A 25,027-nucleotide genomic window follows, 5' to 3' on the forward strand; every position below is an offset into this window, starting at 1 on the left:
AAGCCATGAAGACGATTCGCATTGAAGGGATGAGCTGCCAGCACTGTGTCATGGCCGTCACGAAGGCCTTGAGCGCCGTTGCGGGCGTCGGGAACGTGAAGGTCGATCTGGCGCGGGGAGAGGCGACCTACGAGGAAAAGGGAGCTGTCGATCCGGAGGCGATCCGCGAGGCCGTCCGGAAAGCGGGTTATAAAGCGGGGTAAGGGATTATGGAATCGACGACCGTCTCGGTCGGCGGGATGACCTGCGCCGCCTGCGTCCGCCGGGTGGAAAACGCCCTGAAGGAGATCCCCGGCGTGACGGACGTCTCGGTGAACCTGGCCACCGCCCGGGCCACCCTTGTTCACGAGGGGGCCTGGGCAGGCGTGGAGGCCGTCCGGGAGGTCGTCACCGACAGCGGCTACGAGTACCTGGGCGTTCCCGACGAAGACCGGGAGGACCCCATCACGGAGGCCCGGGAGCGGGAGATCCGGGACCTGACGGTCCGCTTCTCCGTCGGGATCGTCCTGAGCGTTGTGATTTTTCTGGGGTCCATGCAGCACTGGTTCCCCTTTCTCAGGGAAATCCCCCATACTCCTCTTCGGGTGGTCCTGTTCTTCCTGACCGTTCCGGTGATCTTCTGGGTCGGGGAGCGGTTTCTGGTTGGCGCCTGGAAGGCCGCCCTCCAGAAGACCAGCGACATGAACACCCTGGTGGCCGTGGGGGCCCTTTCGGCGTTCCTCTATTCCACCGGAGCCACGTTCTTCCCCGGCTTTTTCGCCGCGGCCGGCGTGGCGCCGCACGTCTACTTCGACGGCGCCGCATTTATCGTGACCCTCATCCTCCTGGGACGGCTCCTGGAGGCAAGAGCCAAGGGAAGGACTTCCCGGGCGATTCAGCGCCTCGTGGGCCTGAAGCCGAAGACGGCCCGGGTCCTCCGGGGAGAGGAGGAAACGGACCTTCCCGTGGAGGCCGTCGTTCCCGGAGACCGAATCCGGGTGCGGCCGGGCGAGAAGATCCCCGTCGACGGTGTCGTGCTTTCGGGCGCCTCCGCCGTGGACGAATCGATGCTCACCGGTGAAAGCCTTCCCGTATCCAAGGAGGAGGGGGCGGAGGTCTTTGCCGCCACGCTGAACCGGACGGGAACCTTTACCTTCCGGGCGACCCGGGTGGGGAGGGAGACAGTCCTGGCCCAGATCATCCGGCTTGTGGAGGCTGCCCAGGGATCGAAGGCGCCGGTCCAGCGCCTGGCCGATCGGGTGGCATCGATTTTCGTTCCCGTCGTGTTCGCCATCGCCCTCGTCACCTTCGCCGTGTGGATGTTTTTCGTTCCGGACCCGCTCTTCAGCCTGGCCCTTCTGAACTTCGTATCCGTGCTCGTCATTGCCTGCCCCTGCGCCCTCGGCCTGGCCACCCCCACGGCGGTCATGGTCGGCACCGGCCTCGGTGCGGAGAACGGCATTCTCATCAAGGGCGGCGAGAGCCTGGAGCGGGCGGGCCGGCTGACGACGGTCGTCTTCGACAAGACGGGCACCCTGACGAAGGGGGAGCCGGAGGTGACGGACATCATTCCCGCTCCCGGCTTTGTCCGGGAGGACGTTCTGCAGGCGGCCATGTCCCTGGAGGTCGGATCGGAGCATCCCCTGGCGGCGGCGATCCTGGCCAGGGGAAAAGAGGAAGGACTGGCTCCACAGCCGCTGGAGGAATTTGAGGCCCTTCCCGGACTGGGCGCGCGGGCCGTGCTGGCAGGCGACCGGCATCTCATCGGGAACCTCCGCCTGATGGAGCAGGAGGGGATCGATCTCTCGGGGCTTCGGGAGGTCGGGGAACGGCTGTCCGGGGAGGGGAAGACCTCCGTCTTCCTGGCCGCCGGAGGCCGCGCCGCCGGAATCATCGCCCTGGCGGACACCCCCCGGGAGACGTCAGGGGCCGCCGTTGTCGCCCTGAAGAAAATGGGACTCCGGGTCGCCCTGATCACGGGGGACAACCGGGCGGCCGGGGAGGCGGCGGGACGCGCCCTCGGGATCGACCGTGTCCTGGCGGAAGTCCTGCCGGGAGACAAGGCACAGGAGATCCGGCGACTCCAGGAGGCGGGAGAGGTGGTGGCCATGGTGGGAGACGGGATAAACGACGCCCCGGCTCTGGCCGCGGCGGACATCGGCATCGCCATCGGTACGGGAACGGACGTGGCCGTCGAGGCGAGCGACCTGACCCTCATGCGGAGCGACCTGACCCTTGTAGCCCGGTCCATCGGCCTTTCCCTGGCGACAATGCGAGTCATCCGCCAGAACCTCTTCTGGGCCTTCATTTACAACGTCATCGGCATCCCCGTGGCGGCAGGCGTTCTCTATCCCTTTTTCGGAGTCCTCCTGAACCCGGAGTTCGCCGCCGCGGCCATGGCCTTCAGCTCCGTCTCCGTGGTCACCAACTCCCTGCGCCTCCGGCGGGTCTGGAAGAACCGGTAGCACGGCGGGCGATCCGGAAAAGCACAAGGGAAACGGATTTCAAATCCGTTCCTCTTTCCTTATTTTTTTCTTTTTCCAAGAAACCATGACGCGGATGAAACGCCAGCATGTGGGAGAGGGGCTTCCCTCGCGCTCAGAAGCGTTTTTTCGACCCTGCAACGTCTCGCTCCGCTGCAAAGTCATAACTCGCGCCCAGGGGCGCTCAGACAGATGACTTTGCGGGCGCTTCGCTGCGACGGCAGGGTACCCCGAAAAAGCCGCTATTCGCGCTCCGGGAAGCCCCCTCTCCCCGACGGATGTTCGCGGGGGCGCGACCGGGGGTTTCCAGAGGAGCAATCAGGACGTTTTTCCCATCCCTCTTGCCTGACAAACCGTCGACGACGGGTCGCGGGAAAAACGGCCGCGACAGCGGAAGCCCCCGTGGCAGCCCCCGCGCCCCGATGCTTGAAAGAGAAGAAATGGCGATCCTGCTTGGAGAGGGAGTTAAGAAAAAGGAAAGAGGAACGGATTTGAAATCCGTTTGCTTTTGATTTTCTTGTTCGATGGCCTGTCCGTTCGTTCCCTCGCACGCCGAGCAGCGAAGGACGAGGGGGAAGCGGCAGGCGATCCTTTTTCAACTGCCTGATTATACGTTGAAGCGGAAGGTCACGATATCCCCGTCCCGGACGATGTATTCCTTTCCCTCCAGGCGCAGGCGTCCGGCGGCCTTCGCGGCGGCAAGGCCCCCGCCGCAGGCGATGAAGTCCTCGTATCCGACGACCTCCGCCTTGATGAAGCCCCGCTCGAAGTCCTTGTGGATGGCGGCGGCCGCCTTGGGAGCCCTCGATTCCGCGGGAATCACCCAAGACTTCACCTCGTCCTCGCCGACGGTGAAGTACTGGATCCGGCCGAGCATCTCGAAAGCGGCCCGGATGACACGGGTGAACGCCGGCTCCGTCAGGCCGAGCGCATCGAGAAAATCCGACTGCTCATCCGGAGGAAGCTCCAGCATTTCCGCTTCCAGCCTACCGCAGATGCCGATGACAGGATCCTTCAACCCGGACGCCGTTCGGAATTCTTCGACCGGAGGTGTGTCTCCTTCGGCCGTGTTCAAGACAACCAGCTCCGGTCGCAGGGTCCAGAAGGAAAAACTGCGGAGGGCGACCATTTCCTCGGGAGCGAGGTTCAACTCGCGGAGCGGCTGGCTTCCCTCGAGATGCTCCTGGAGCCGGGGCAGCAGGTCCGCCTGGAGCAGTTCCTGTGGATTCAGGGCCTTGCGGGGGATTTTCCGGAGCCGCTCTGCCCGGTTTTCCACGACCATCAGATCGGAGAGGATCAGTTCGTCTTCCAACTGACGCCACCGCTGAACCATTTCGAGAACGTCCACGGCGGTAAACCCATCCACCACGTGCAGAAGCCCGTCGACGCCGGCCAGGTTCTGGCGGACCGTCTGCCAGGCCTTTTCACCGGCGGCGTGAACGTCCACGAAGGGAGCCCGGGCCGGGGAAACCTTGGCCGGATGAAAGATGGACACGAGGTGGTCGAACCGGTCGTCCGGCACGACGGCCTGTCCGCGGACGCAGGTCTCCCCGAAGGCGTCCCGGCTGTTCGTACCGGTCATGATTTCAAACAATGTGCTCTTCCCGCTCTGGGGAAGCCCAATGATTCCAAGCTCCATGATTGTTCCCCTTGCCTGTTCCGGCGCGCCCTATATCAGCACAAAGCGACACTTTCAAGAAAAACCGACAGACGTGCACGTTGCAGGGGCGGGAGAAACAAGCGGGATCCACCTCCGCCTCGCGGCTCTGTCCAGGCTTGTTTCCGCACGGGAGGCGGCCCCGCCCCGCGGGGGGAGCGGGACCGCCGGAGAGGGAGGCATGTCCTCAGAAGGAGAAGCTCATGGTCAGTCCGCCATACAGGTAGGAGCTGTCTCGTTCGGACGGTGTCGCCGTTCCCTTCAGTCCCTGCCCCTTCATTTCCATCCGCGCGTCGTTGGACAGGGGGAACACGTAGGACAGGGTCGGCGTGACGGTGATCCTGTCCGTGGCCTTGATGGGCAGGCTGGCGGTGACGACGCCGTCGTGGAAATTGCTGAACTTGTCGTCCGTTGCCAGGCTGTCGCCGTCGAACTTCGGGTATCCGCCGTAGCCGGCGCCCGCGTTGAACAGGGTGGCATCCGCATAGGTACTCAGGAGATAGCTGGCCGATGCCGCGAGCTTCAGGGACACCATCTTGTTCAGCTCAAAGACGTGGGAGATTCCGAGCAGGAAATACCAGTTCCGGTAGTGGTCGATCTCCTTATACACCGTGAGGGTCGGCGACAGGATCGTGTTGAGGCCGACGGAGGCGAAGATCTCCTGGGCGTCGGCCCGGTCGAGCCCGTCCCGGTTCAGCGATGCCAGGCTGTAATAGATGTAGCCGACGCCGAGGTTCACGGGACCGACTGTCTTCGAGTACGAAAGCGTCAGGTCCGTCTCGTTCCAGGTCCCGTGGTAGCTCTTCCCGTCGCTGCCTCCGTAGTAGGGATTCGTATCGATGTTTCCCCACAGGTTGACGGAAAATCCCTTCCAGCCGACCGTTGCGGACGGCTGGACGACGATGCTGTTCCGGCTCAGCTCATAGCCTCTCCAGATGTACTGGCTCAGGATGGAGACCGAGACGTCGCCCGTGGGCGCTTCCACGGCAGGGGCCGCTGCTTCTGCTGCGGCCGGCTTTTCTTCCGCCGTCGCTGCCGTCTGGATCATGAAAACCGCCGCGATGGCGCAGCACAGGGTGATGAAGATCCTTTTCCCGTAGAACATGATTCATTCCTCCTTGCGAACAGAATGAAGTGCATTTCTCAAGGACTGTGCCACGGGGCTGTTTGTCCTGTAACCTTATGTTTCCGCAGGAGAAACGTCCGCATGAAAGAGTTGACGGCGGGGAGAAGAACTCGACAATATTGTCCCGTTCCGGGAGATCGGGGCGAAATTGTGGCGGTCGATGCAAGGATGTCTCGGGAATCGGCCGGATGGAAGCGGATTAGAAAAGGGGGCGCCGGATCGGCGCCCCCTCGCTTGTCACGGGTTGGGAACGATCAACCCCACGCTTTCTCCGCTGCCGCGTTTTTGCCGGCGATCCGGCCGAAGACGAGGCAGTCCAGCGTGGCGCAGCTGCCCAGACGGACAGCGCCGTGGACGCCGCCGGTCACCTCGCCGGCGCAGTAAAGGCCAGCGATGGGCTTGTCTGTCGAGACATCCGTCGCCTGGGCCTTGGTGTTCATGTTGATGCCGCCCATCGTGTGGTGAACCTTGGGCATGAGCCGCAGGGCATACCAGGGGCCGGGGCCGAGGGGCTTCTGGTTCTTCTGAAGGTAGCGGCCCCACTCCTCGTCCTTGCCCGCCAGGACGCTCTTGTTCCACTTGTCGATCGACTGTTTCAAGGGCTCGATGGGGACGTTGTAGGCCGCCGCCATCTCCTCCAGCGTCTTGTATTCCTTCACGACCCCCCGCTCCATCAGCTTCGGCATGTACTCCGCCAGGAGCTTCTTGCCGATGGCGTAACCGTTCGCGTCCGTCATGGCGATGCACTTGTTCCCCGCCTTGATGATCGCGTCGGCCCGGATTTTCCGGTCTGCCAGCTCGTTGACGAAGCGCTTGCCCGTCTTGGTGTCGATCCAGAGGCCGTACATGGCGGCGCAGAGCTGGGCGAAGAAGGGGGAGAGCCCCATTCCCTTTTCATCCGGGCTGCCCCAGGGACCCAGCTGGATCCAGGAGAGCTGGATGGGTGTGCAGCCGATCCGGAAGGCCTCCCGCAGGGCCTCGGCGGTGGCGCCGGGCTGGTTGGTCGTCTGCATCTCCGTCGTCAGCCGGGGATCCTGAAGGGTCCGGAAGGCCACATCGGCGCCGAAACCGCCCGTGGCCAGGACAACGGCCTTGCGGGCCTTGATGTCCTTCACCTTGCCGCTTCCCGCCTTCGGGAAGGTGTAGCCTTCGCGGATCTGGACGCCCTTCACCCGACCGTCGGCGTCCCGGTAGATCTGCGTCAGGTAAGCCCGGGTACGGGGCACGACGCCCAGCTCTTTCAGCTTCAGGAGCTGCTGCTGCACGATGGCTGAGCCGCTCTGGTTGTAGGTGCTGTACATCCGCGGGACGGAATGACCGCCCTCCTGGGTCAGCTTGTCCTTGTACTTGACACCCAGCTCGTTGATGGTCCACATCACGGTGCTGACGGACTGGTCCGCCACCATCTTGGCCAGTTCCACGTGGTTCAGGTTCAGTCCCGCCGCGAGCATGTCCTTCAGGAGCAGCTCCGGGGAGTCCTTGATTCCTTCCTTCTCCTCCATGGGTGAACCCGCCGCCGATACGACGCCGCCGTTGATGATGGAGTTGCCGCCCGGGGTCGGCATTTTTTCGAGGACCACCACGGAGGCGCCGGCCTTCTTGGCCTCATAGGCCGCCGCCAGTCCGGCGAAACCGCTGCCGATGACGACGACGTCGAAGGTCTCCTGCCACTTCTTCGGCATGGGAGCCGCCTCGGCATTCCAGGGCTTCATCGCGAGTGTGCCCGCTGCGACGCCCGCAGCCGCAGCCGCGCCACTCGTTTTCAAAAAGGTTCTTCTCGTCATTGCTTTCGGGGTTTTCGTTTCTTCCGACATGTCATACCTCCTGAATTTCCATTCGCATGGATGGGTAATTTCCCCCCCCGTACAATCCCTTGTCTCCTGTTTCCGTTTATCGGTTTCAACCCGATAAACATGTTTTTCTTACGCCGACTGCCGATCCGAAGTCAATCACGGATCGCATGTGGCTGCATTTATTCATGATCATGCCGTCCTGGAATCGGCTGTTTCGTGGGTGCATCGGTCTTGACGAGGCCGGTTGATCTTGAGGGCCGGGAACGATATATAGACATGTCACCGGTCCGGCGATCGAAACGTCCGGACCGTTTCGATCCCGAACAGGAAGGACAAGGTCTTTCCGGGAGAGGGGAAAGGGGAAGTGATGGAAATGGGAAAGTACGACCGCAACAAGACCGTCCTGACCGCCCGCTTCCGGGACGCCCTCGGCCTGGCGGCCGTTCTTCACGCGGACCAGGTCCGCAAGGGATCGGGGATTCCCTACGTGGCGCACCTGCTGACTGTGGCCGCCACCGTGATCGAGGAAGGGGGGAGCGAGGATCTCGTCATCGCGGCGCTCCTTCACGACACGGCGGAGGACCAGGGCGGTGAGGAGATTCTGGCGCGGCTCCGCTCCCTGTACGGAGAGTCCGTGGCGGCCGTCGTGGCGGCCTGTTCGGATACCACCGAGACGCCCAAGCCTCCGTGGCGGGCGCGGAAAGAACGCTACATCGGGCACCTGGCGGCCGTTCCCGATGGTGTGCTCCTGGTCTCCCTGGCGGACAAGCTTCACAATGCCCGGGCGATCCTGCGGGACTACCGGTCCGTTGGCGAGGACCTGTGGGAGCGGTTCCGCGGCGGGCGGGACGGGACCCTCTGGTATTATGAAGCCCTGGTGGAGGCCTTCGAACGTACCGGGAAATACCCGAGGCTGGCGGGGGAGCTCCGGTCGGTTGTGGACGAGCTTGTCCGGGCCGCCGGAAAGGCGGCGTCCTGAGTGTCTCGAAGGCGGGAGGAATCCCTGCCTCAATCAACGGAGGAGTGAGGTGCCTGAAATGAAGCTGGAAATGGAACTCCTGTCGCCGGATCACGGCCGGCCGGTCATCGACATCTTCAATCACTACATCGAACACACCTTTGCCGCGTTCCTTGAAAACCCGGTTCCCTATGCCTTCTTCAACGTTCTGCTCAAGACGGCGGAGGGCTATCCCTCCGCTGCCGTGAAGACGGAGACGGGGGATGTCATCGGATTCGGGTTTCTGCGTTCGCACAGCCCGATCCCGACCATGGCGGGGACGGCGGAGATCTCCTATTTCCTGCATCCCGATCACTGCGGCCGCGGCGTCGGTGGAATCCTGCTGAACCATCTCCTGGATGCCGCCGTGCTGAAGGGCATCCATACCGTCCTGGCGGCCGTTGCGGCGGTCAACGAGCCGAGCCTCCGGTTTCACCGCAGCCACGAGTTCACCGAGTGCGGCCGGTTTCGCGAGGTCTTCCGGAAGAAGGGACGCCTTGTGGACACCGTGTGGATGCAGCGCATGCTGGCAGACGGAAAATGATCGTGACAGGAGGGCCTGTTTCGGGCATACAGCCGTAACCGCGGGCGCCGCAAAGAAAACGGCGCCAGCCCGCTCCGGCGATCCGGGAGGAGTAGCCGGAATTTTCAGAAGAGGAGGAAAATATGGCCATGAAGCAATGGGACCGTCCGCCGGAGATGCTGATCGACCCAGACCGGAAATACCGTGGAAAGATCGAGACCGCGCGGGGGGTCATCGAGATTGAGTTCTATCCGCAGCATGCCCCGCTCACCGTGAACAACTTCGTCTTTCTGGCCCGCGAGGGCTTTTATGACGGGGTGGTGTTTCACCGGGTCATTCCCGATTTCGTGATCCAGGGGGGCGATCCCACCGGCACCGGCCGGGGCGGACCGGGATACCGCTTCGAGGACGAGTGTGAGGGAAACCCACTGATCCATGAGAGGGGTGTTCTCTCCATGGCCAATGCCGGCCCCGGCACGAACGGCAGCCAGTTTTTCATCACCCACTCACCGCAGCCCCACCTGAACGGAATGCACACGGTATTCGGGAAAGTCGTGGCGGGACTGGACGTCATCGACGCGATCCGCCAGGGCGACCGGATGGATCGGGTCACCATCATCGAAAGCGAATGACACCGGGAGGAACATTTTCATGATCAAGATCATGCCCTGCCTGGACATGAAGAACGGCCGCGTCGTCAAGGGGATCCACTTCGTGGACCTGAAGGACGCGGGAAATCCCGTGGAGAACGCCGCTTTCTATTCCCGGGAAGGGGCCGACGAGCTGGCCATGCTGGACATCGCGGCAACGCTGGAGAATCGCAAGACCCGCCTGGAGTGGGTGAAGGGCGTGGCCTCCGTCATCGCGATTCCCCTCACCGTGGGAGGCGGAATCTCTTCGCTGGAGGATATCCGCCTTCTCCTGGAGGCCGGCGCCGCCAAGGTCTCCATGAACAGTGCGGCGGTGAGCCGCCCGGATCTGGTCGGCGAGGCGGCGAAGGAATACGGTTCGGAATGCATCACCGTCGCCGTGGACGGGTGCCGGAACCCGGCCATGCCCTCGGGATTCGAGGTGGTCGTGGCGGGCGGGACGAAGCCCGTCGGCAGGGACGCCGTGGCCTGGGCGAAGGAATGCGAGCAGCGCGGCGCCGGTGTGATCCTGCCGACCAGCATGGACGGCGACGGCACCCTGAAAGGGTATGACCTGGCCTTTACCCGGGCCATATCGGCGGCGGTCGGGGTTCCCGTCATCGCCTCCGGTGGTGCCGGCAAGCTTGAGGACTTCCACGCCGCGATCGTCGAGGGCGGGGCGAGCGTTCTCCTGGCGGCCTCGGTGTTCCACTACCGCACGTTCAGCATCCGGCAGGTGAAGGAATATCTGCGCGGCATGGGGCACGACGTGTCCCTGTAAGCGGATCGGAAAGGCGTGCGGATGGGGCGACGGCCACCGTTTCCCCGATCGCACAGGTGCAGGCGATCGGGTATTGCGCCGGAAAGGAGACAATCGGGTCCATGAATGCAGCGGATATACGCCGGGTGCTGGTTCTCGGCGCCGGCACCATGGGGCGCCAGATCGCCCTGTATTTCGCCCTCCGGGGCTGCGATTCCGTCCTGTATGACCTGGAAGACGCCGTCCTGGAGCGGGCCGTGGCGTCCATCCGGAAAATCGTCGCCGGTCTCGTCCGTCAGGGACGGGTGACGGAAACGGAGGCCGGTGAGGCCGTCGGACGGATCTTCGCGACGACCGACGCCGCGAAGGCGGCAGACGGTGCCGACCTGGTCAGCGAGTCCGTCCCGGAAGACCCGGTCCTCAAGGGGAGGGTCTTCTCCCTTTTCCACGGCCTCTGTCCGGATAGGACCCTCTTCACCACCAACACCTCCTCGCTTGTTCCCTCCATGTTCGCCGCCGAGACCGGCCGGCCGGACCGGTTCCTGGCCCTCCACTTCCACGACCTTTCCTACAACCGGATCGTGGACGTCATGCCTCACCCCGGGACGGATGAGGGGGCGGTGCATGTCGTCCGGGAATTCTGCGAGCGGATGAACCTGATCCCCATCGTCCTGCAAAAGGAGTATCCCGGTTACCTTTTCAATTCCATGTTCATGGCCCTCCTGGGGGCGGCCCAGACCCTGGCGGCCGGCGGGATCGCCGACGTGGAGGAAATCGACCGCGCCTGGATGGGGGTGTTCAACATGCCCATCGGTCCCTTCGGCCTCATGGACCGCGTCGGACTCGACACCGTGTGGAAGGTCGTGGACTTCTGGGCATCCATGACCCGGGACCCGCAGGCGATGAAGAATGCCGCCTTCCTGAAAAGCCGAGTGGACAGGGGAGAACTGGGCCAGAAAGCGGGGCGGGGTTTCTATGCCTACCCGGGGCCCAGTTTCGCGAAGCCCGGCTTCGTTGAGGGGCGCATCAAAGAGGAAATGGAGCAGCCATGAGTCTGGAAACCCTTTTTTCCCCCGTCACGATCAACGGAATGATCCTTCGGAACCGCGCCGTCATGCCCGCCATGGGGAGCGGCTACGGCAACACCGACGGCACCGTCAGCGACCGCCTGGTCCGGTATCTCGCCCGGAGGGCAAGGGGCGGTGCGGGACTCATCATCACGGAGGTCTGCGCGGTTACGCCCCGGGGAAAGGGCTTTCTCCGGGAGATCGGAGCCTGGAGCGACGATTTCATCCCCGGCCTGGCGGGCCTGGCCGAGGCGGTCCACCGCGAAGGGGTGAAGGTCGCCCTCCAGATCCACCATGCCGGCCGGGAGACCTTTGCCGCCGCTGCCGGCGGAACGCCCGAGGCGCCGTCGCCCATTCCCAGCGTCATCATGAGGCAGCCCTGCGAGGAGATGAGCGCCGACCGGATCGCCGAGGTGGTCGAGGCCTTTGCCTCCGCGGCGGTGCGGGCCCGGAAGGCGGGCCTGGATGCCGTGGAGATCCACGGCGCCCACGGGTATCTCCTGACCCAGTTCCTGTCGCCCTTTTCCAATTCACGGACGGACCGGTACGGAGGATCCGAGGAGAACCGGATGCGCTTCGTCCTGGAGGTCGTCGCGGCGGTGAGGCGGGCCGTGGGGGACCGTTTCCCGGTCCTCGTCCGGATCTCCGCGGATGAGCTGATCAAGGGCGGCTACGACCTGGAGTTCGCGAAGCGGCTGGCGCCGCGCCTGGTGTCCGCCGGGGCCGACGCAATCCACGCCTCGGTGGGCGTCTATTCCACGCCGGGCAACCTGAGCATCGCGTCCATGGACACGGAGGCCGGGTTCAACCTCTTCCGCGCCCGGGCAATCCGGGAGCAGGTGGAGGTGCCGGTCATCGCCGTGGGACGGATCAACGACCCCCGGCTGGCCGACCGGGCCATTGCGGCGGGCGACGCCGACCTGGTGAGCTTCGGCCGCCAGCACCTGGCGGATCCGGATTTCCTCGCCAAGGCCCGGGAAGGGCGGTGGGACGACATCCGCTGGTGCGTCTCCTGCAACCAGGGATGCATCGAGCGGCTGATGTTCGAGATGCAGCCCGTCACCTGCACATTCAACCCCGAGTGCGGGAATGAGCGCGAGCAGGCGGCCCCGGACGCCCCGGGGCGGCGACTCTGGGTGATCGGCGCCGGTCCGGCGGGACTTTCCGCCGCCCTGGCCGCAGCGGAGCGGGGTTTCAAGGTGGAGGTCTTCGAGAAGGAGGAGACACCGGGGGGCCAGATCCTGCCGGCCAGCCGACCGCCCCACAAGGAGGCTTTCCTGGACTGGGTGAACTGGGCGGTTCGTCAGGCGAATGAGCGGGGTGTGATCCTTCATTGCGGAAGGGAGGTCGATGCGGAGCTTTTAAAATCAGGACGGCCCGACGCGGTTGTCCTCGCCGCCGGGGCCTCCCCTTCGGTGCCAAAGATCCCGGGCATCCACCGCTGTCATGTTCTTGATGCCCGGGATGTCCTGACGGGCAAGGCGACCCCGATGACGCCCGCCGCCATCCTCGGCGCCGGATACGTCGGCATGGAGACAGCGGATTATCTCCTGGCCCGGGGCATCGATGTCACGGTCCTCGAGATGCAGGCCGCGTATCCCGTGGGCAAGCACACGTCCCACGGATACTGGCTGCATCTGCGGCTGAAGGAGCGGGGTGCCCGGATCCTCCTCGGTGCGACCGTGACGGGGATCGGGGAGCAAGGTGTTTCCTGCCGGCAGGGGGAGAAAGAAGAAATTGTCCCCGCGGCCTCGGTGATCACGGCCCTGGGGGCCCGGATGGAGAACGGGCTGGAAGACGTGCTGCGGGAACTGGGCATCTCCTGGCGGACCGTCGGAGACGCGGCGGGGCCGCGGCGCCTCCTGGAGGCCATTCACGAGGGCGACCGGGCGGGCCGGGAGGTCTGATCAGCGCAGGCAGACGCTCAGGATCTCGACGAGGTCGGTTTCCCCCTCCAGGACCTTCCGGATCCCACTCTGCAGCAATGTGCTCATGCCCTCCGACGAGGCCGCCTTGCGGATGGCGGCGATGGACTTCCTGCTGATGATCATCTGCTTGATGCTGTCGTTGGCTATCAGGAGCTCGTAGATGCCCATCATTCCCCGGTAACCGGTTTCGTTGCATTCGGGACAGCCTTTCGCCCTGCTGATTTTCCGCTTGTCCGAAAAATCCATCCCCAGTCCCTCGAAGGCCTTCTCTCCGTACTGGCGTGCCATCTCGTCCCATTCCTCGCGGCTGACGGGAACGGATTCCCGGCAATGGGTGCAGAGGCGGCGGACGAGGCGCTGGGCCAGGACGCACAGGAGAGAGTCGGCGAAGCCGAAGGGATCGATGCCCATGTCCAGGAGGCGGACAATCGTCTCCGGGGCGTTGTTCGTGTGCAGGGTGGAGAGGACGAGGTGGCCTGTCGTGGACGCCTCGACGCCCATCTTGGCCGTTTCGTAGTCCCGCATCTCTCCCACCATGATGATGTCCGGATCGGACCTGAGGAAGGCCCGCATGGCGGTGCTGAAGTCCAGGCCGATCTTGTGGTGCATCTGGACCTGGCGGATTCCCTTCTGGGTGATCTCGACGGGGTCTTCGGCGGTCCAGATCTTGGTGTTGGGACGGTTCAGGCGGTGGAGGGCGGCATGGGCCGTCGTGGTCTTGCCGGAGCCGGTGGGGCCGACGATCAGGATCAGCCCGTAGGGCTTGTCGAGCTGCGAGATGAACTGATCCAGGGTCTCCTTCGGCATCCCCAGTTCGTTCAGGGTCATGATCTTTCCGCGCGTCAGGATCCTCAGGACCACGTCCTCCACGTAGCCGTGGGTCGGCATGGTGGCCACCCGCAGCTCGATGTCTTCGCCGTTGGGCCTTGTGTGCCGGATCTTTCCGTCCTGGGGCAGTCGCCGCTCGGTGATGTCCAGGCTGGAGAGGATCTTGATGCGGGAGACGATCGCCGCCCGGTAGTCGTACGGCAGGGTCCGGTACGGAAAGCACTCTCCGTCGACCCGAAACCGTACCAGGACCTCCCTGTCCCGAACGTCCGGCTCGATGTGGATGTCCGAGGCGCGGCGCAGGCAGGCCTCGTTGATGATCTCGTTCACCAGTCGGACGATGGTTCCGTCCGTCTCGCTGACGTCCGCGAACTCCTCCCGCCGGTCGCCGTTTTCCGCCGCGCTCTCTTCGGCCCGGGCCTCCTTCAGGTAGCAGGTCCCGTAGAAATGGTCGATGAACTTCAGGATGTCATCGCGGGAGGCCACGCAGTACTCGATCTGCTTCGTTTTCAGCAGGCTTTCGATGCTGTCCCGACGCGGCAGGTCGGCCGGGTTGTCCACGAGGACGGAAATTCGCCCCTCCCGCCGCTCCAGGGGAACCCAGCCCTCGCGGTGCAGGTATTCGTGCTTGAGGTTTGCAAGGAGGTTGCGCGGGATGGGGGCCCGTTCATCGAAGCAAACGGAGCGGATGATCGAAGCGTCTTTCTGCGAATTCCGGTCGGATAGGACTATGGAGTCTTCCACTTTATTCCCGTTTGGTTGTTTATCCGGATGCCTCATCCATGCCTCCTCCGCCGTTGTGCCTGAAAAGCCGGCTCATTATAGGAGAATCGCCCCGATTGTTCAATGCGGATATGGCGGAGTGATGACGCGGGCGGCGGGGGCTGTCCCATGGGAGTCCGCCGGTCGGTTGGAGCGACGGTCCGACCGGGTGCCTCTTGATGCCGATACTGACCGGGATACGGAATCGTGCTATAAAGGGAACATCCCCCATATGGATCGAGCCATGGAGATCGTCTATCTCTCCGATGTCCACGACGCCTTCGACCGGGTCAGGGAACTCCTGTCCCGAACCAGTGCCGACGTCTACATCATCGCCGGCGACCTCATCGACCGGCCCTTCTATACGAAGGAGATGTCCGCCCGCTACCGGAAAAGGCAAGCGTCCTTCTCCGCGCTCCGCCACCGGCTCGGAGACGGGGAGATGAACATGGAGGATTTCGTCTCCGCGCTCCTGGAGCGGACTGGCGTGCCCGACGACGTCCGGCGGCAGGCGGTGGAATTCCGGGAGGAGACCGTCCGGGGCCGCCGGGTCATGCAGCAGAAGTACAAGATCCTCGAGAGCATCCTGCGCATCAAGACGGGCGCCCGGATCCTCTGCCTGCCGGGGAACTACGACATGGACCTCCAGTACACCTCTCTCCATGAGCGGGACCTGCACCGGCACTGGATTCAGGCCGGGGAGTTGAGGATCGCCGGCTACGGGGGGGCCGACATCGTGACCCCCGGCATTCCCGAACAGTATGCGGTGAAATATCTGGCCGACCGGGGCGCCAGCGAGATGGCCCGGTTCTTCGGCGAGGCGCGGCCGGACATCGTGGCGACCCACAAGCCGGCCCACGGCGTCCTCGACCATCTCCAGTCGCGGGGAGAGAGCGGATCGACGGAGCTGCGGCGCTACTGCGAGGAGAACAGAGCGATCCTGTGCCTGACGGGCCACCTGCACGACCAGTGGGGATTCGAGGAGATCGAAGGGACGGTTTATCTCAACCCCTCCAACTTCGGAGAGGTCCATGAACCCGGCGGGAGGATCTCCGAAGGGGGGTTTTTCTACGCCATCGAAACCGGGGATCGCCGGTTGGAGCGGATCGTCCTTCGCAAGCTGACCCGGCAGGGAGTCCATGATGTCGTCGCCTTCGAGCCCGGCGGAGATGGATGGAACCGGACCGTGCTGGACCGCGACCGTTATGGAGCGCTCCTCTTGGGAAAATCCATCGACCGGGAGGGTCGGGGGGACAGCCGGGAACCGCGGACACGTCTGATCTCCCTCATCGCGCGGTTCTTTCCCGGTCCCGGCGGGACGGCCGGTTCGGGACCCCTGCAGGGGCATGTCGTCGAGACCTGCGGACGGATCGGGGCAAGCCTTGGCGTGAGCGCGGGGGTGGACCTCGTGAGCGGCGGAGATCCCGGTCCCGCTGGTTCGGCGCCATATCTGGATCTGGTCGTCTATCTCCACCGCGGTGAGGTTCCGGAAGGAGAGACCGGCGGGGGTGGGGAGAGCCCCTGGTTCGAAGAGGCGCTGGAGGCGCTCCGGCCGGACCTGGAGGCCTTTCCCGGCGCCGTCGTCGTCGACAGTATCGACCTGGAGCGGGTGAATCGAAGCATCCGCGCAAAGGACTACGAATGCGACGCGCTGCAGCGGTTCGCCGCCTACCGGTCAGTAGGACGCCTGCTCGCACCCGTCGCCGTACCCGCCGTGGAGGGACGCCTCGATGCGGATCGGGCATTCCGCGGGGAGATCGAGGGGACCGGCGGCACCTACATGGAGATCTTTCTCAATATCGCCGCTGCGGTCGGGACCATGAAAGAATTCGATTCCGGCCTCAAGGAGCTGGGAATCGTCGCACCCGAGGCCTATCGAAGAAAAATCGAAGGAGGGCTCCATGGCCATCGCAAGGGATAAGGTGAAACGGCTGATCAAGATGGCGGATTTCCTCTCTGCCTCCTTCAACATGGAGGAGGCCTGTGGGGTTCTGGCCCGGGAAATGCCCCGGCTGTTTCCCGCGGGTGTCTTTTACCGGCATCATGCCGCACGGGACCTGCTGGAAGCCGAGGTATCCTGGGGGATGTCACCCCGGGAGAGCGTCTTCGCGCCCGCGGACTGCCACGGGATCCGGAGAAACCGGCCCCACCTGGTGGCGGGAGCGGCCAAGGGCCTGCCCTGCCGCCACGCCGAGACGGAGACCGACGGCAGGGGCTCCGTCTGCGTGCCCATGACGGTGTACGGCGAGTTTCTGGGCCTGCTCCACATCCGCTTCGACCTGCCCTCCGCGGAATCGCGGCGGGCCGTCGACGCGGCGGAACAACTGGCTGTCCTGGCGGCCCAGCAGGTCCGGCTTGCCCTGAGGAACATCCAGCTCAGGGAGGAGCTTAGCAGCCTCTCGACCCGGGACGCCCTGACGGGCCTCCTCAACCGGCGATTCCTGGAGACGACGCTGGAGCGGGAACTGAAGAAGGCAAAACGGCAGGGACAGCCCCTGGGCGTTGTGTTCATGGATGTCGATCACCTGGGGCACATCAACCAGACGTACGGCATCGAGGAGGGGGAGCGGATCATCCGCGACCTGGGCGCGTTCGTGGGAGGCAACGTACGGGACGAGGACATCGCCTGCCGCTGGGGGGCGGACGAATTCGTCCTGATTCTTCCGGGGAGCGATCTGGACACGACACGGAGAAGGGCGGAGAACCTGCGGGCGATGCTCAAGGAGCAGGAACGGGTGGCCGGGCATCAGCACATGCGGCGGGTGACCCTGTCCATGGGCGTGGCCTCCTCGCCGGAGAACGGGGAGACGGCGGGAGACATTCTCCAGGCTGTCCGCCTGGCGGTGAAGCGGGCCAAGCAGGAGGGACGGGACCGGGTCTGCACGCCCCCCTAAGGGGTTCATCCTCCCGCCGGCCCGATTTCGTTTCACCCCGGTGTGCCGGACTTCCGCGTGTCGATGTCGCCGGGGTACATCATCGCGTCCTGGCCCCGCTCGCGGGTCCGGACGCGGATGACCTCCTCCACGGGAGTGACGAAGATGATCCCGTCGCCGGGCTCGCCGGTGTAGGCGGATGTGAGGATGGCATCCAGAGCGGCCTCCAGGTTGCGGTCCGACAGGACGATGTTGACCTGGATCTTGGGCAGTACGTTGACCTGGTAAGTCCCGGCGCGGCCGACCAGTTGGACACCGCCCTGGCGCCCGTGCCCCCGGACCTCGAACATGTTCATCCCCACGATGCCGATCCCCGCCAGGGCCTCCTTCACGTCGCAGACCTTGTCTTCGCGAATGATTGCCTCGATCTTCTTCAGCATGGCTGTCTCTCCAAAATGTCTTTGAAATCTATTTGAAATTCGGGTTTCGATTCCTGGACGCTACGAGTAGGACCTCTCTCCATGGGAGCTGATGTCCAGCCCCACTTCCTCCTCCATGGGGGAGACGCGGAGCCCCATGCTCCAGTGGAGGAGCTTGGCCAGCACGTAGGTCATCCCGAAGGAGAAAGCGATGGTGACGAGGATCGCAACGATCTGGATGCCGACCTGACCGGGGTTGCCGAAGAAAAGGCCGTTGGCGCCGTCGCCGTTGACGGCCGTCGTGGCGAACAGGCCCGCGGCGATCATGCCCCAGGTGCTGGCGATGCCGTGGCAGGCCCAGACATCGAGGGACTCGTCGAGCTTGCGGCGGTCCCGGAAGCGCATGGCGTAATAGGACAGGGGGGCCGCGACGGCGCCGACGACCATGGCGGCCAGGGGGGTGATGAAGCCCGAGGCGGGCGTCACCGCCGCGAGGCCCACGACCATGCCCGTGGCGATGCCGAGGGTGCTGGGCCGCCCGTCCAGCCAGGAGAGCAGCATCCACACCAGTCCGGCTGACGCCGCCGAGGTGTTCGTCGTCAGCAGGGCATTCACGGCCGTTCCATTGGCGGCGAGGGCGCTGCCGGCGTTGAAGCCGAACCATCCCACCCAGAGAAGCCCCGCTCCCAGAACGGTCAGGGGAATGTTGTTGGGCTCCATGGGGGACTTTCCGAACCCGCGCCGGGGGCCGATTACCAGCGCGAAGGCCAGGGCCGAGAACCCGGCGGCGATGTGGACCACGGTGCCGCCGGCGAAATCCAGGACGCCCATGCTCTTCAGCCAGCCGCCCTGGCCCCAGACCCAGTGGCAAAGGGGATCGTAGACGAGGGTCGCCCAGAGGAAGCTGAAGAGAAGAAAGCCCTTGAACTTGACCCGCTCGACAAAGGCGCCGGTGATGAGGGCCGGCGTGATGACCGCGAACATCATTTGAAAGGCGGCGAAGAGGCTATGGGGGATGGTTTTGCTGTAGTCCGGATTGGGGGCCGCGCCGACCCCTTCGAAGCCCAGGAAGTTGAGCCCTCCGATCAGCCCGTTGATGGACGAACCGAAGGCGAGCGAGTAGCCGAAGAGGACCCACTGGACACCGATCAGGGCCATGAAGACATAGCTCAAGGTCAGGGTGGAGAGGACGTTTTTCCTCCGGACCATCCCTCCGTAAAAGAATGCCAGGGCCGGGGTCATCAGGAGGACCAGGGAACAGCACACGAGGATCCAGGCAGTGTCGCCCGCATTGATGGGGGTGTTCATAATCTCCGCTCCTTCGTTAAATGGATTCACAAAGTGCAAATTGCCGGCCAGAGTGTGAAATGAGTAATGTCAACGGGTTGTGCGAACCAACCCGTCCGAATACGGAACGGAAATGTCCCGATTGAAAGTGATTGCACGGATTTGTTACAAGCGCGCGGTGCGAGCCGGAAAACGGGAAACGTGCGACAGAGGCGGAAGAGAACGGGAAGCGTGTTTGACAAGCAAAAGGCTTTCCACTACATATCCGGGCAGGAAGAAACCCGGGGACAGCGATCCGAGACGGGGATGCCTTCCGATGATCAACATGCCGGGGAGGACACCATGGAACCCTATTTCGACGAGCGGGAAACCTTGAGCCGGGAGGAACGGCTCCGCATTCAGGTGGATGCGCTTTCCCGGATGATGGAGAATGCCGGCCGACGGTCGCCGGTCCTGCGGAGACAGTTCGAAGACCTGAAGATCAGCCCTTCCGGGATCAAAACGGCTGCGGATTTCGAGCGACTGCCGGTGGTCTCGCGGGAACGGCTCGTGGAGATGGAGCTGAAAGACCCGCCGTTTGCGGGCCTGGAAAACCCCGACGCACCCATCGACCGGATCTTCATTTCCCCCGGTCCCGTCTACGAGCCCCACCTTGGCGAGGAGGATGTCCTCTGGGCCCGGGCTTACAAGGCCGCCGGCCTCGGGAAGGGAGACGTGGTCCTGAACGCCTTCTCCTACCACATGGTCGCCGCGGGGCTGACGTTCCACGGGGGGCTGCGCAAGGTCGGCGCGACGGTCATCCCGTCGGGGGCCTCGAGCGCCCAGGCCCAGGTGCAACTGATCCGCGACCTCGGCGCAACGGCCTACACGGGGACGCCGAGCTTCCTGATGGCGATCATCGAGAAGGCAAAGGAGATGGAGTACGATTTCCGGAAGGACTTCCGGGTCCGGAAAGCCTGCTTCGCCGCTGAGCCCCTCTTCCCGGCCATGCGTGCACGCTTCGAGACGGAGTTCGGCATCGACACCTACCAGATGTACGGTGCGACGGAGGTGGGGGACGTCGCCTACGAGTGCCGGGAGAAGAAGGGCTGGCACCTCTGTGAGGAGGTTTACGTCGAGATCGTCGACCCCGCGACGGGGAAGGCCGTTCCTCCGGGGACCCCGGGAGAGATCGTCGTGACGCGGTTCAACGACGTGTTCTACCTGTTCCGCTTCGGCACGGGCGACCTCTCCCGGATTGTCGAGGAGCCCTGCCCCTGCGGCCGGACATCCTGCCGCCTCGCCGGGATCCTGGGCCGGGTGGGGGACGCCGTGAAGGTCCGGGGGCTCTTCGTCGCCCCGAGCCAGCTTCAGCAGGTGGGTGCAAAATTCCCGGAGATCCGAAAGTTCCAGGTCGTCGTCGGCCGCAGCGGCGACAAGGATAGACTGGACGTCCGTATCGACCCGCTGGAGGCGCCGGGCGACCCCTCTTCCCTGGAGCAGGCGTTCGAAAAGGTTTTCCGCGAGATCTGCACCGTCCGGATCGACCGGATCGAGTTCCTGAAGCCGGGGACGCTCACGGACGAGGACAAGCGGATCGTCGACGAGCGGGAGTGGAAGTAGGAATCGCCGTCAGAGACGGATCATGATTTCCGCGCGGACGGTTCGGCGGGATGCCGCCGGACCGTCCAAACCCCGGAACCCCGGTGGCGAAGCCCGCCGCCCGCTCTCAGCCCATTTCCCCCATGGCCAGCATCAGGCCGGTCATCTCCCGGATGCGGTCCCGCAACTCCGCGGCCTTCTCGAACTCCAGGTCCTTCGCCGCGGCCTTCATCTCCTTCTTCAGCCGCTCGATGACGGCGGTGATCTCCTCCTCTGTGCCGTACGCTGCTCCGGGCTCCTTCACGACGGGGACGGTGACGTAGTCCGCCTCGTAGACCGACGAGAGAACATCGGAGATGGCCTTCCGGATGCTCTCGGGGGTGATGCCGTGCTCCTCGTTGAAGCGGTGCTGGAGCTCCCGGCGGCGCTTCGTCTCCTCCAGGCAGGCCCGGATGGCCTGGGTCTCCCGATCGGCGTAGAGGATCACCCGGCCGGCGACGTTCCGGGCGGCCCGGCCGCTGGTCTGGATGAGGGACCGCTCGGAGCGGAGGAATCCCTCCTTGTCGGCGTCCAGGATCGCCACCAGGGAGACCTCCGGGATGTCGAGCCCCTCCCGGAGGAGATTCACCCCCACCAGGACGTCGAACTCGCCGAGGCGGAGGTCGCGGATGATGGCCACCCGCTCGAGTGTCTGGATGTCCGAGTGGAGATAGCGGACCCGGACGCCCAGCTCCTCGTAGTAGCGGGTCAGGTGCTCCGCCATCCGCTTCGTCAGGGTCGTCACGAGGACCCGCTCCCCCCGGTCCGTCCGCTCGCGGATCTCCGCCAGGAGGTCGTCCACCTGGCCCGCCACGGGCTTGACGGCGAGCTCCGGGTCCATGAGTCCCGTGGGGCGGATGATCTGCTCGACGACGCGCCCCCGGGCCTTCCTGATCTCGTACTCGGCGGGCGTGGCGGAGATGTAGAGGCGCTGCTGGGGGAATTCTTCGTATTCGTCGAAGCGGAGCGGCCGGTTGTCCAGCGCCGAGGGCAGGCGGAACCCGTGGTTCACCAGGGTCTCTTTCCGGGACCGGTCCCCCCGGTACATGCCGTTCAGCTGGGGGATGGTGGCGTGGCTCTCGTCCACGATGATGAGGGCGTCCTTCGGGAGGTACTCCACGAGGGTGGGCGGCGGCTCCCCGGGCCTGCGGCCCGTCAGGTGCCGCGAGTAGTTCTCGATCCCCTGGCAGTAGCCCATCTCCTCCATCATCTCCAGGTCGAAGAGGGTGCGCTGCTCCAGCCGCTGGGCCTCGAGGAGCTTGCCCTGTTCCTTGAGCCAGGACAGGCGCTCCTTCAGCTCGACCCGGATGTCCTTCACGGCCCGCTCCAGGTTGTCCCGCGTCGTGACATAGTGGCTCCCGGGGTAGACGGCCATCTTGTCCACCTTCATGAGCTTCTTCCCCCGCAGGGGATCCACCCAGGAGATGGCCTCGATCATGTCGCCGAAGAACTCGATCCGGACGGCCCGGTCCTCCTCGTAGGCCGGGAAGATCTCCACCGTATCCCCCCGGACCCGGAAGGTTCCCCGGTGGAAGTCGATGTCGTTCCGCTCGTACTGGATCGCCACGAGATGGCGCAGCAGGTCGTCCCGGGGGATCTCCAGGCCCTCCGCCACGTTCACCTGCATCCCCGAGTAGGACTCGGGGGAGCCCAGGCCGTAGATGCAGGAGACGCTGGCCACGATGATCACGTCGCTCCGCTCGAAGAGGGCGTGGGTGGCGGCGTGGCGAAGCTTGTCGATCTCCTCGTTGATGGACGAGTCCTTCTCGATGTAGGTGTCTGTGCTGGGGAGATAGGCCTCGGGCTGGTAGTAGTCGTAGTAGCTGACGAAGTAGTGAACGGCGTTCTCCGGGAAGAGGGCCTTGAACTCGCCGTAGAGCTGGGCCGCCAGGGTCTTGTTGTGGGCCATGATCAGGGCGGGCCGCTGGACCGCCTGTATGACCTGGGCCACGGTAAAGGTTTTCCCCGAGCCGGTGACCCCCAGGAGGACCTGGTGGGGATCGCCCTTGAGGACGCCCTCCGCCAGCGCCTCGATGGCCTGGGGCTGGTCGCCGGCGGGCTGGAATTCCGATGTGAGCTGAAAACGGTTCATAAACGTTATGCCGGGTGCGAGTCCTCCGGGAGGAGCCTCTGTTGTTCCTCCAGGTCGTGACAGCGCTTTGCTTTTCGGCGGGTTTGCGGGTATAAGCGCGGAACCGGATGCGGCTTTCCTTGCGTCGCGAACTATATCGGTGCCGCCGGATCGTGTCAAATGCAAGATCCCTCCACAGAAGCAGGGATCGATCCCGCACGGGAGGCATCATCCGGCATTTCAGAGGAGGAATCCGGTGAACCCTTCTTCCATCGCGCGCCTTACCGTGCCGGCGGACATGCGCTTCCTGGAGACGATCCGGGGCTTTGTGCGGGAACTGGCCTCGGCCGCCGGACTCTCCCAACGGGAGATTCTGGGCCTGGAACTGGCCGCCGAAGAGGCCTCCGTCAATGCCGTCGAGCACGCCTATCCGGACGGCCGGCCGGGAGACATTTTCCTGAAGGCGGAGATCGGTCGGACGGAGCTGGTTCTGTCCATCCGGGACGAGGGGCTGCCCTTCGACCCGGATCTGGAGCCGGCCGGTGTTTCCGGGACGGCCGCCGACGAGTTTTCGGCCCAGGGCCTGGGGCTGCGGATCATCCGTCACGAAGTCGACGAGGCCCGCTTCGAGAACCTCGGCCGCCGGGGGAAGGCCCTGCGTCTCGTCAAGCGGCTTGCCGCAGCCGCGGAACCGGAGCCGGAGCATCTGCCGCCGAGGATCGAGCCGGCCCCCCCGCAGCCGTACGAGATCCGATCCATGAAACCAGAGGAGGCCATCCAGGTGGCCCGGATCTTCTGGCTGGCTTACGGCTATTCGTACAAAAACGAAAATTTTTACCGCCCGGAAGGACTTCTCCACCTGGTGGGAAGCGGCCGTCTGGTCAGCACCGTCGCCGTGACTGAAATTGGCGAGGTCGTGGGGCACGTCGGCATCCTGCGGCCGACACCGGCGCCCATGGCCGAGGCGGCCCTGCTGGTGATCAACCCGGCCCACCGGGGCCGTGGGCTGATGGATGCGCTCTCCAGGGCCAACGAGGCCAGGGCCCTGGAGATGGGGCTGCTCGGCATGTCCATCGATCCCGTCACCAGCCATGCCATCAGCCAGCGGGACGTGATGCGGCTGGGGGGGCGTCCCTGCGGCCTGGACCTGGCCGCCAGTCCCCCCCGGCTGTTCAAGGCCCTCGACCCCGAAGCGGCATCGCCACAGCGGGAGTCCTGTCTCCACTGCTTCCGCTATTTCGACGCCCCTCCGCCGGTGAAGGCCTATGTCCCGCCCCGCCACCGGGAGATTATCTCCCGCATCTACGATGGCCTTGCCCAGCCCTGCACCTTCGGCGATCCGGCCCCGGCCGCCGCGCCGGGGGAGTACCGGATCGACTTCGATAAGGCCGTGCTCAAGGGGATCATCCGGGTGGCGCGGGCCGACGACCGCCAGTGGCCGGAGCTTCTCCGGGCTGCGGACGACCTGGCGGAGTATGCCGGAGCGGAGGTGGTGAACCTCGATCTCCCCATTGCGCAGCCGGCGGCGGCTCTTCTCTGCAAGCGGGCGGAGGAGGCGGGATTCTTTTTCTCGGGGATCCGGCCCCGGGAGGCCTCGGACGGCGACAGCCTCCGGCTCCAGCGGCTCCACTGCCCCTTTGATCCGGACCGTCTGCAGTTCTTCGACGAGTTCGGCAGGCTGCTCTTCGATTACGTGAAGGCGGGAATGGGGGAAGCAGGGAGGCAATCGACCGGGTCAGGCGGGTAGGGACCGCCTTCCCGTTCGTCCCGGAACGTCCTGTTATGGTCTTGCCAGGAACGCCCGCTTGATCCGGCCGTCGAACCCGGCGGATTCGTAGAACGATCCGATCTCCTCGCTTGTTCGTCCCGTGCACAGCATGACCTTGTAACAGCGGTTCTCCCGGGCCAGCACCAGCGCTTCTTTCAGAACGGCCGTGCCGTATCCTTTCCGGCGATGTGCGGCGTGGGTGACCACGTTTTCGATGACGCCGTACGGCCGGCAGCCCCGGCTCAGATTCGGAATGATGCTCAGGGTGCAGGAGGAGACGAGCCTGCCGTCCACGAAGACGCCCAGGTACCGGAAGGACCGGCTGTCCCGGATCTGCTTCCAGACGGCCTCCACCTCCCGTCTTTCCGGCAGCGGATCGTCGGATGCATGCATGTGAGAATAGAGGGCGAGCAGGTCGTCCAGTTCCCCTTCACGGAGCTCTCTCGTTTCCATTCGA

Annotated in this window: 20 protein-coding genes; 12 read left to right on the forward strand and 8 right to left on the reverse strand. The window is 64.7% G+C overall.

Annotated features, from left to right (window positions below):
* Window positions 1–5 precede the first annotated feature (5 nt).
* Together PLO63_09530 and PLO63_09535 are read left to right on the forward strand one after the other, a co-directional pair.
* Window positions 6–203 carry a heavy-metal-associated domain-containing protein gene (locus PLO63_09530; protein ID HOI74373.1) on the forward strand — a complete coding sequence of 66 codons (198 nt, stop codon included), beginning with the start codon at window positions 6–8 and terminating at the stop codon, window positions 201–203.
* A 6-nt stretch (window positions 204–209) separates the two neighbouring features.
* Window positions 210–2,444, forward strand: a complete 2,235-nt coding sequence (locus tag PLO63_09535) for a heavy metal translocating P-type ATPase (GenBank protein HOI74374.1) — start codon at window positions 210–212, stop codon at window positions 2,442–2,444.
* Between the two features lie 625 nt (window positions 2,445–3,069).
* Here the strand turns inward: PLO63_09535 and PLO63_09540 are convergent.
* The 3 genes from PLO63_09540 to PLO63_09550 form a co-directional block, all read right to left on the reverse strand.
* A complete protein-coding gene (locus PLO63_09540) occupies window positions 3,070–4,101 on the reverse strand; it encodes a DUF933 domain-containing protein (GenBank protein HOI74375.1) in 1,032 nt (343 codons plus the stop codon).
* Between the two features lie 205 nt (window positions 4,102–4,306).
* Window positions 4,307–5,224: a hypothetical protein gene (locus PLO63_09545; GenBank protein ID HOI74376.1), complete on the reverse strand. Its 918-nt coding sequence runs from the start codon at window positions 5,222–5,224 to the stop codon at window positions 4,307–4,309.
* A gap of 275 nt (window positions 5,225–5,499) precedes the next feature.
* Window positions 5,500–7,059: a flavocytochrome c gene (locus tag PLO63_09550; GenBank protein ID HOI74377.1), complete on the reverse strand. Its 1,560-nt coding sequence runs from the start codon at window positions 7,057–7,059 to the stop codon at window positions 5,500–5,502.
* 352 nt (window positions 7,060–7,411) lie between these two features.
* On the opposite strand from PLO63_09550, the gene PLO63_09555 reads away from it, so the two are divergent.
* The 6 genes from PLO63_09555 to PLO63_09580 all read left to right on the forward strand — a co-directional run bounded on the left by PLO63_09555 (window position 7,412) and on the right by PLO63_09580 (window position 12,921).
* Window positions 7,412–8,017: an HD domain-containing protein gene (locus tag PLO63_09555; protein ID HOI74378.1), complete on the forward strand. Its 606-nt coding sequence runs from the start codon at window positions 7,412–7,414 to the stop codon at window positions 8,015–8,017.
* Between the two features lie 58 nt (window positions 8,018–8,075).
* Window positions 8,076–8,579: an N-acetyltransferase family protein gene (locus PLO63_09560; protein ID HOI74379.1), complete on the forward strand. Its 504-nt coding sequence runs from the start codon at window positions 8,076–8,078 to the stop codon at window positions 8,577–8,579.
* Between the two features lie 122 nt (window positions 8,580–8,701).
* Window positions 8,702–9,190 (forward strand): peptidylprolyl isomerase, encoded by a 489-nt coding sequence (locus PLO63_09565; GenBank protein ID HOI74380.1) that lies wholly within the window; start codon window positions 8,702–8,704, stop codon window positions 9,188–9,190.
* 19 nt (window positions 9,191–9,209) lie between these two features.
* The gene (hisF, locus tag PLO63_09570) at window positions 9,210–9,968 is read left to right on the forward strand and encodes an imidazole glycerol phosphate synthase subunit HisF (protein HOI74381.1); all 759 of its coding nucleotides are present in this window, start codon (window positions 9,210–9,212) and stop codon (window positions 9,966–9,968) included.
* Between the two features lie 101 nt (window positions 9,969–10,069).
* Window positions 10,070–10,999 (forward strand): 3-hydroxyacyl-CoA dehydrogenase, encoded by a 930-nt coding sequence (locus tag PLO63_09575; GenBank protein ID HOI74382.1) that lies wholly within the window; start codon window positions 10,070–10,072, stop codon window positions 10,997–10,999.
* Window positions 10,996–12,921: an FAD-dependent oxidoreductase gene (locus PLO63_09580; protein HOI74383.1), complete on the forward strand. Its 1,926-nt coding sequence runs from the start codon at window positions 10,996–10,998 to the stop codon at window positions 12,919–12,921. The genes PLO63_09575 and PLO63_09580 overlap by 4 nt, the downstream gene beginning before the upstream one ends.
* On the opposite strand, the gene PLO63_09585 is transcribed toward PLO63_09580, so the two are convergent.
* Entirely contained in the window at window positions 12,922–14,550 is a 1,629-nt protein-coding gene (locus PLO63_09585; protein HOI74384.1) for a GspE/PulE family protein, read from the reverse strand.
* A 214-nt stretch (window positions 14,551–14,764) separates the two neighbouring features.
* Here PLO63_09585 and PLO63_09590 point away from each other — a divergent pair, with 214 nt between their 5' ends.
* The gene (locus PLO63_09590) at window positions 14,765–16,453 is read left to right on the forward strand and encodes a metallophosphoesterase (protein ID HOI74385.1); all 1,689 of its coding nucleotides are present in this window, start codon (window positions 14,765–14,767) and stop codon (window positions 16,451–16,453) included.
* Window positions 16,434–17,426: a sensor domain-containing diguanylate cyclase gene (locus PLO63_09595; GenBank protein ID HOI74386.1), complete on the forward strand. Its 993-nt coding sequence runs from the start codon at window positions 16,434–16,436 to the stop codon at window positions 17,424–17,426. The genes PLO63_09590 and PLO63_09595 overlap by 20 nt, the downstream gene beginning before the upstream one ends.
* Before the next feature lie 32 nt (window positions 17,427–17,458).
* On the opposite strand, the gene PLO63_09600 is transcribed toward PLO63_09595, so the two are convergent.
* The gene (locus tag PLO63_09600) at window positions 17,459–17,845 is read right to left on the reverse strand and encodes a P-II family nitrogen regulator (GenBank protein ID HOI74387.1); all 387 of its coding nucleotides are present in this window, start codon (window positions 17,843–17,845) and stop codon (window positions 17,459–17,461) included.
* Between the two features lie 60 nt (window positions 17,846–17,905).
* Window positions 17,906–19,132 carry an ammonium transporter gene (locus tag PLO63_09605; protein ID HOI74388.1) on the reverse strand — a complete coding sequence of 409 codons (1,227 nt, stop codon included), beginning with the start codon at window positions 19,130–19,132 and terminating at the stop codon, window positions 17,906–17,908.
* Window positions 19,133–19,453: 321 nt separating this feature from the next.
* Between PLO63_09605 and PLO63_09610 the strand changes: the two genes are divergently transcribed.
* The gene (locus tag PLO63_09610) at window positions 19,454–20,713 is read left to right on the forward strand and encodes an AMP-binding protein (protein ID HOI74389.1); all 1,260 of its coding nucleotides are present in this window, start codon (window positions 19,454–19,456) and stop codon (window positions 20,711–20,713) included.
* A gap of 106 nt (window positions 20,714–20,819) precedes the next feature.
* Here PLO63_09610 and uvrB read toward each other — a convergent pair whose 3' ends face one another.
* A complete protein-coding gene (gene uvrB / locus PLO63_09615) occupies window positions 20,820–22,823 on the reverse strand; it encodes an excinuclease ABC subunit UvrB (protein ID HOI74390.1) in 2,004 nt (667 codons plus the stop codon).
* A 235-nt stretch (window positions 22,824–23,058) separates the two neighbouring features.
* On the opposite strand from uvrB, the gene PLO63_09620 reads away from it, so the two are divergent.
* Window positions 23,059–24,549: a GNAT family N-acetyltransferase gene (locus tag PLO63_09620; GenBank protein ID HOI74391.1), complete on the forward strand. Its 1,491-nt coding sequence runs from the start codon at window positions 23,059–23,061 to the stop codon at window positions 24,547–24,549.
* 33 nt (window positions 24,550–24,582) lie between these two features.
* Here PLO63_09620 and PLO63_09625 read toward each other — a convergent pair whose 3' ends face one another.
* Window positions 24,583–25,023 (reverse strand): GNAT family N-acetyltransferase, encoded by a 441-nt coding sequence (locus PLO63_09625; protein ID HOI74392.1) that lies wholly within the window; start codon window positions 25,021–25,023, stop codon window positions 24,583–24,585.
* Window positions 25,024–25,027 lie beyond the last annotated feature (4 nt).

It is taken from the genome of Syntrophales bacterium, assembly GCA_035363115.1.
GTDB lineage: Bacteria > Desulfobacterota > Syntrophia > Syntrophales > PHBD01 > PHBD01.

Excerpts from the sequence above, each read along its gene's own strand:
- PLO63_09530 (HOI74373.1), top strand. The coding sequence starts at position 6 with ATGAAGACGATTCGCATTGAAGGGATGAGCTGCCAGCACTGTGTCATG.
- PLO63_09535 (HOI74374.1), top strand. The coding sequence starts at position 210 with ATGGAATCGACGACCGTCTCGGTCGGCGGGATGACCTGCGCCGCCTGC.
- PLO63_09540 (HOI74375.1), bottom strand. The coding sequence starts at position 4,101 with ATGGAGCTTGGAATCATTGGGCTTCCCCAGAGCGGGAAGAGCACATTG.
- PLO63_09545 (HOI74376.1), bottom strand. The coding sequence starts at position 5,224 with ATGTTCTACGGGAAAAGGATCTTCATCACCCTGTGCTGCGCCATCGCG.
- PLO63_09550 (HOI74377.1), bottom strand. The coding sequence starts at position 7,059 with ATGTCGGAAGAAACGAAAACCCCGAAAGCAATGACGAGAAGAACCTTT.
- PLO63_09555 (HOI74378.1), top strand. The coding sequence starts at position 7,412 with ATGGGAAAGTACGACCGCAACAAGACCGTCCTGACCGCCCGCTTCCGG.
- PLO63_09560 (HOI74379.1), top strand. The coding sequence starts at position 8,076 with ATGAAGCTGGAAATGGAACTCCTGTCGCCGGATCACGGCCGGCCGGTC.
- PLO63_09565 (HOI74380.1), top strand. The coding sequence starts at position 8,702 with ATGGCCATGAAGCAATGGGACCGTCCGCCGGAGATGCTGATCGACCCA.
- hisF (HOI74381.1), top strand. The coding sequence starts at position 9,210 with ATGATCAAGATCATGCCCTGCCTGGACATGAAGAACGGCCGCGTCGTC.
- PLO63_09575 (HOI74382.1), top strand. The coding sequence starts at position 10,070 with ATGAATGCAGCGGATATACGCCGGGTGCTGGTTCTCGGCGCCGGCACC.
- PLO63_09580 (HOI74383.1), top strand. The coding sequence starts at position 10,996 with ATGAGTCTGGAAACCCTTTTTTCCCCCGTCACGATCAACGGAATGATC.
- PLO63_09585 (HOI74384.1), bottom strand. The coding sequence starts at position 14,550 with ATGAGGCATCCGGATAAACAACCAAACGGGAATAAAGTGGAAGACTCC.
- PLO63_09590 (HOI74385.1), top strand. The coding sequence starts at position 14,765 with ATGGATCGAGCCATGGAGATCGTCTATCTCTCCGATGTCCACGACGCC.
- PLO63_09595 (HOI74386.1), top strand. The coding sequence starts at position 16,434 with ATGGCCATCGCAAGGGATAAGGTGAAACGGCTGATCAAGATGGCGGAT.
- PLO63_09600 (HOI74387.1), bottom strand. The coding sequence starts at position 17,845 with ATGCTGAAGAAGATCGAGGCAATCATTCGCGAAGACAAGGTCTGCGAC.
- PLO63_09605 (HOI74388.1), bottom strand. The coding sequence starts at position 19,132 with ATGAACACCCCCATCAATGCGGGCGACACTGCCTGGATCCTCGTGTGC.
- PLO63_09610 (HOI74389.1), top strand. The coding sequence starts at position 19,454 with ATGGAACCCTATTTCGACGAGCGGGAAACCTTGAGCCGGGAGGAACGG.
- uvrB (HOI74390.1), bottom strand. The coding sequence starts at position 22,823 with ATGAACCGTTTTCAGCTCACATCGGAATTCCAGCCCGCCGGCGACCAG.
- PLO63_09625 (HOI74392.1), bottom strand. The coding sequence starts at position 25,023 with ATGGAAACGAGAGAGCTCCGTGAAGGGGAACTGGACGACCTGCTCGCC.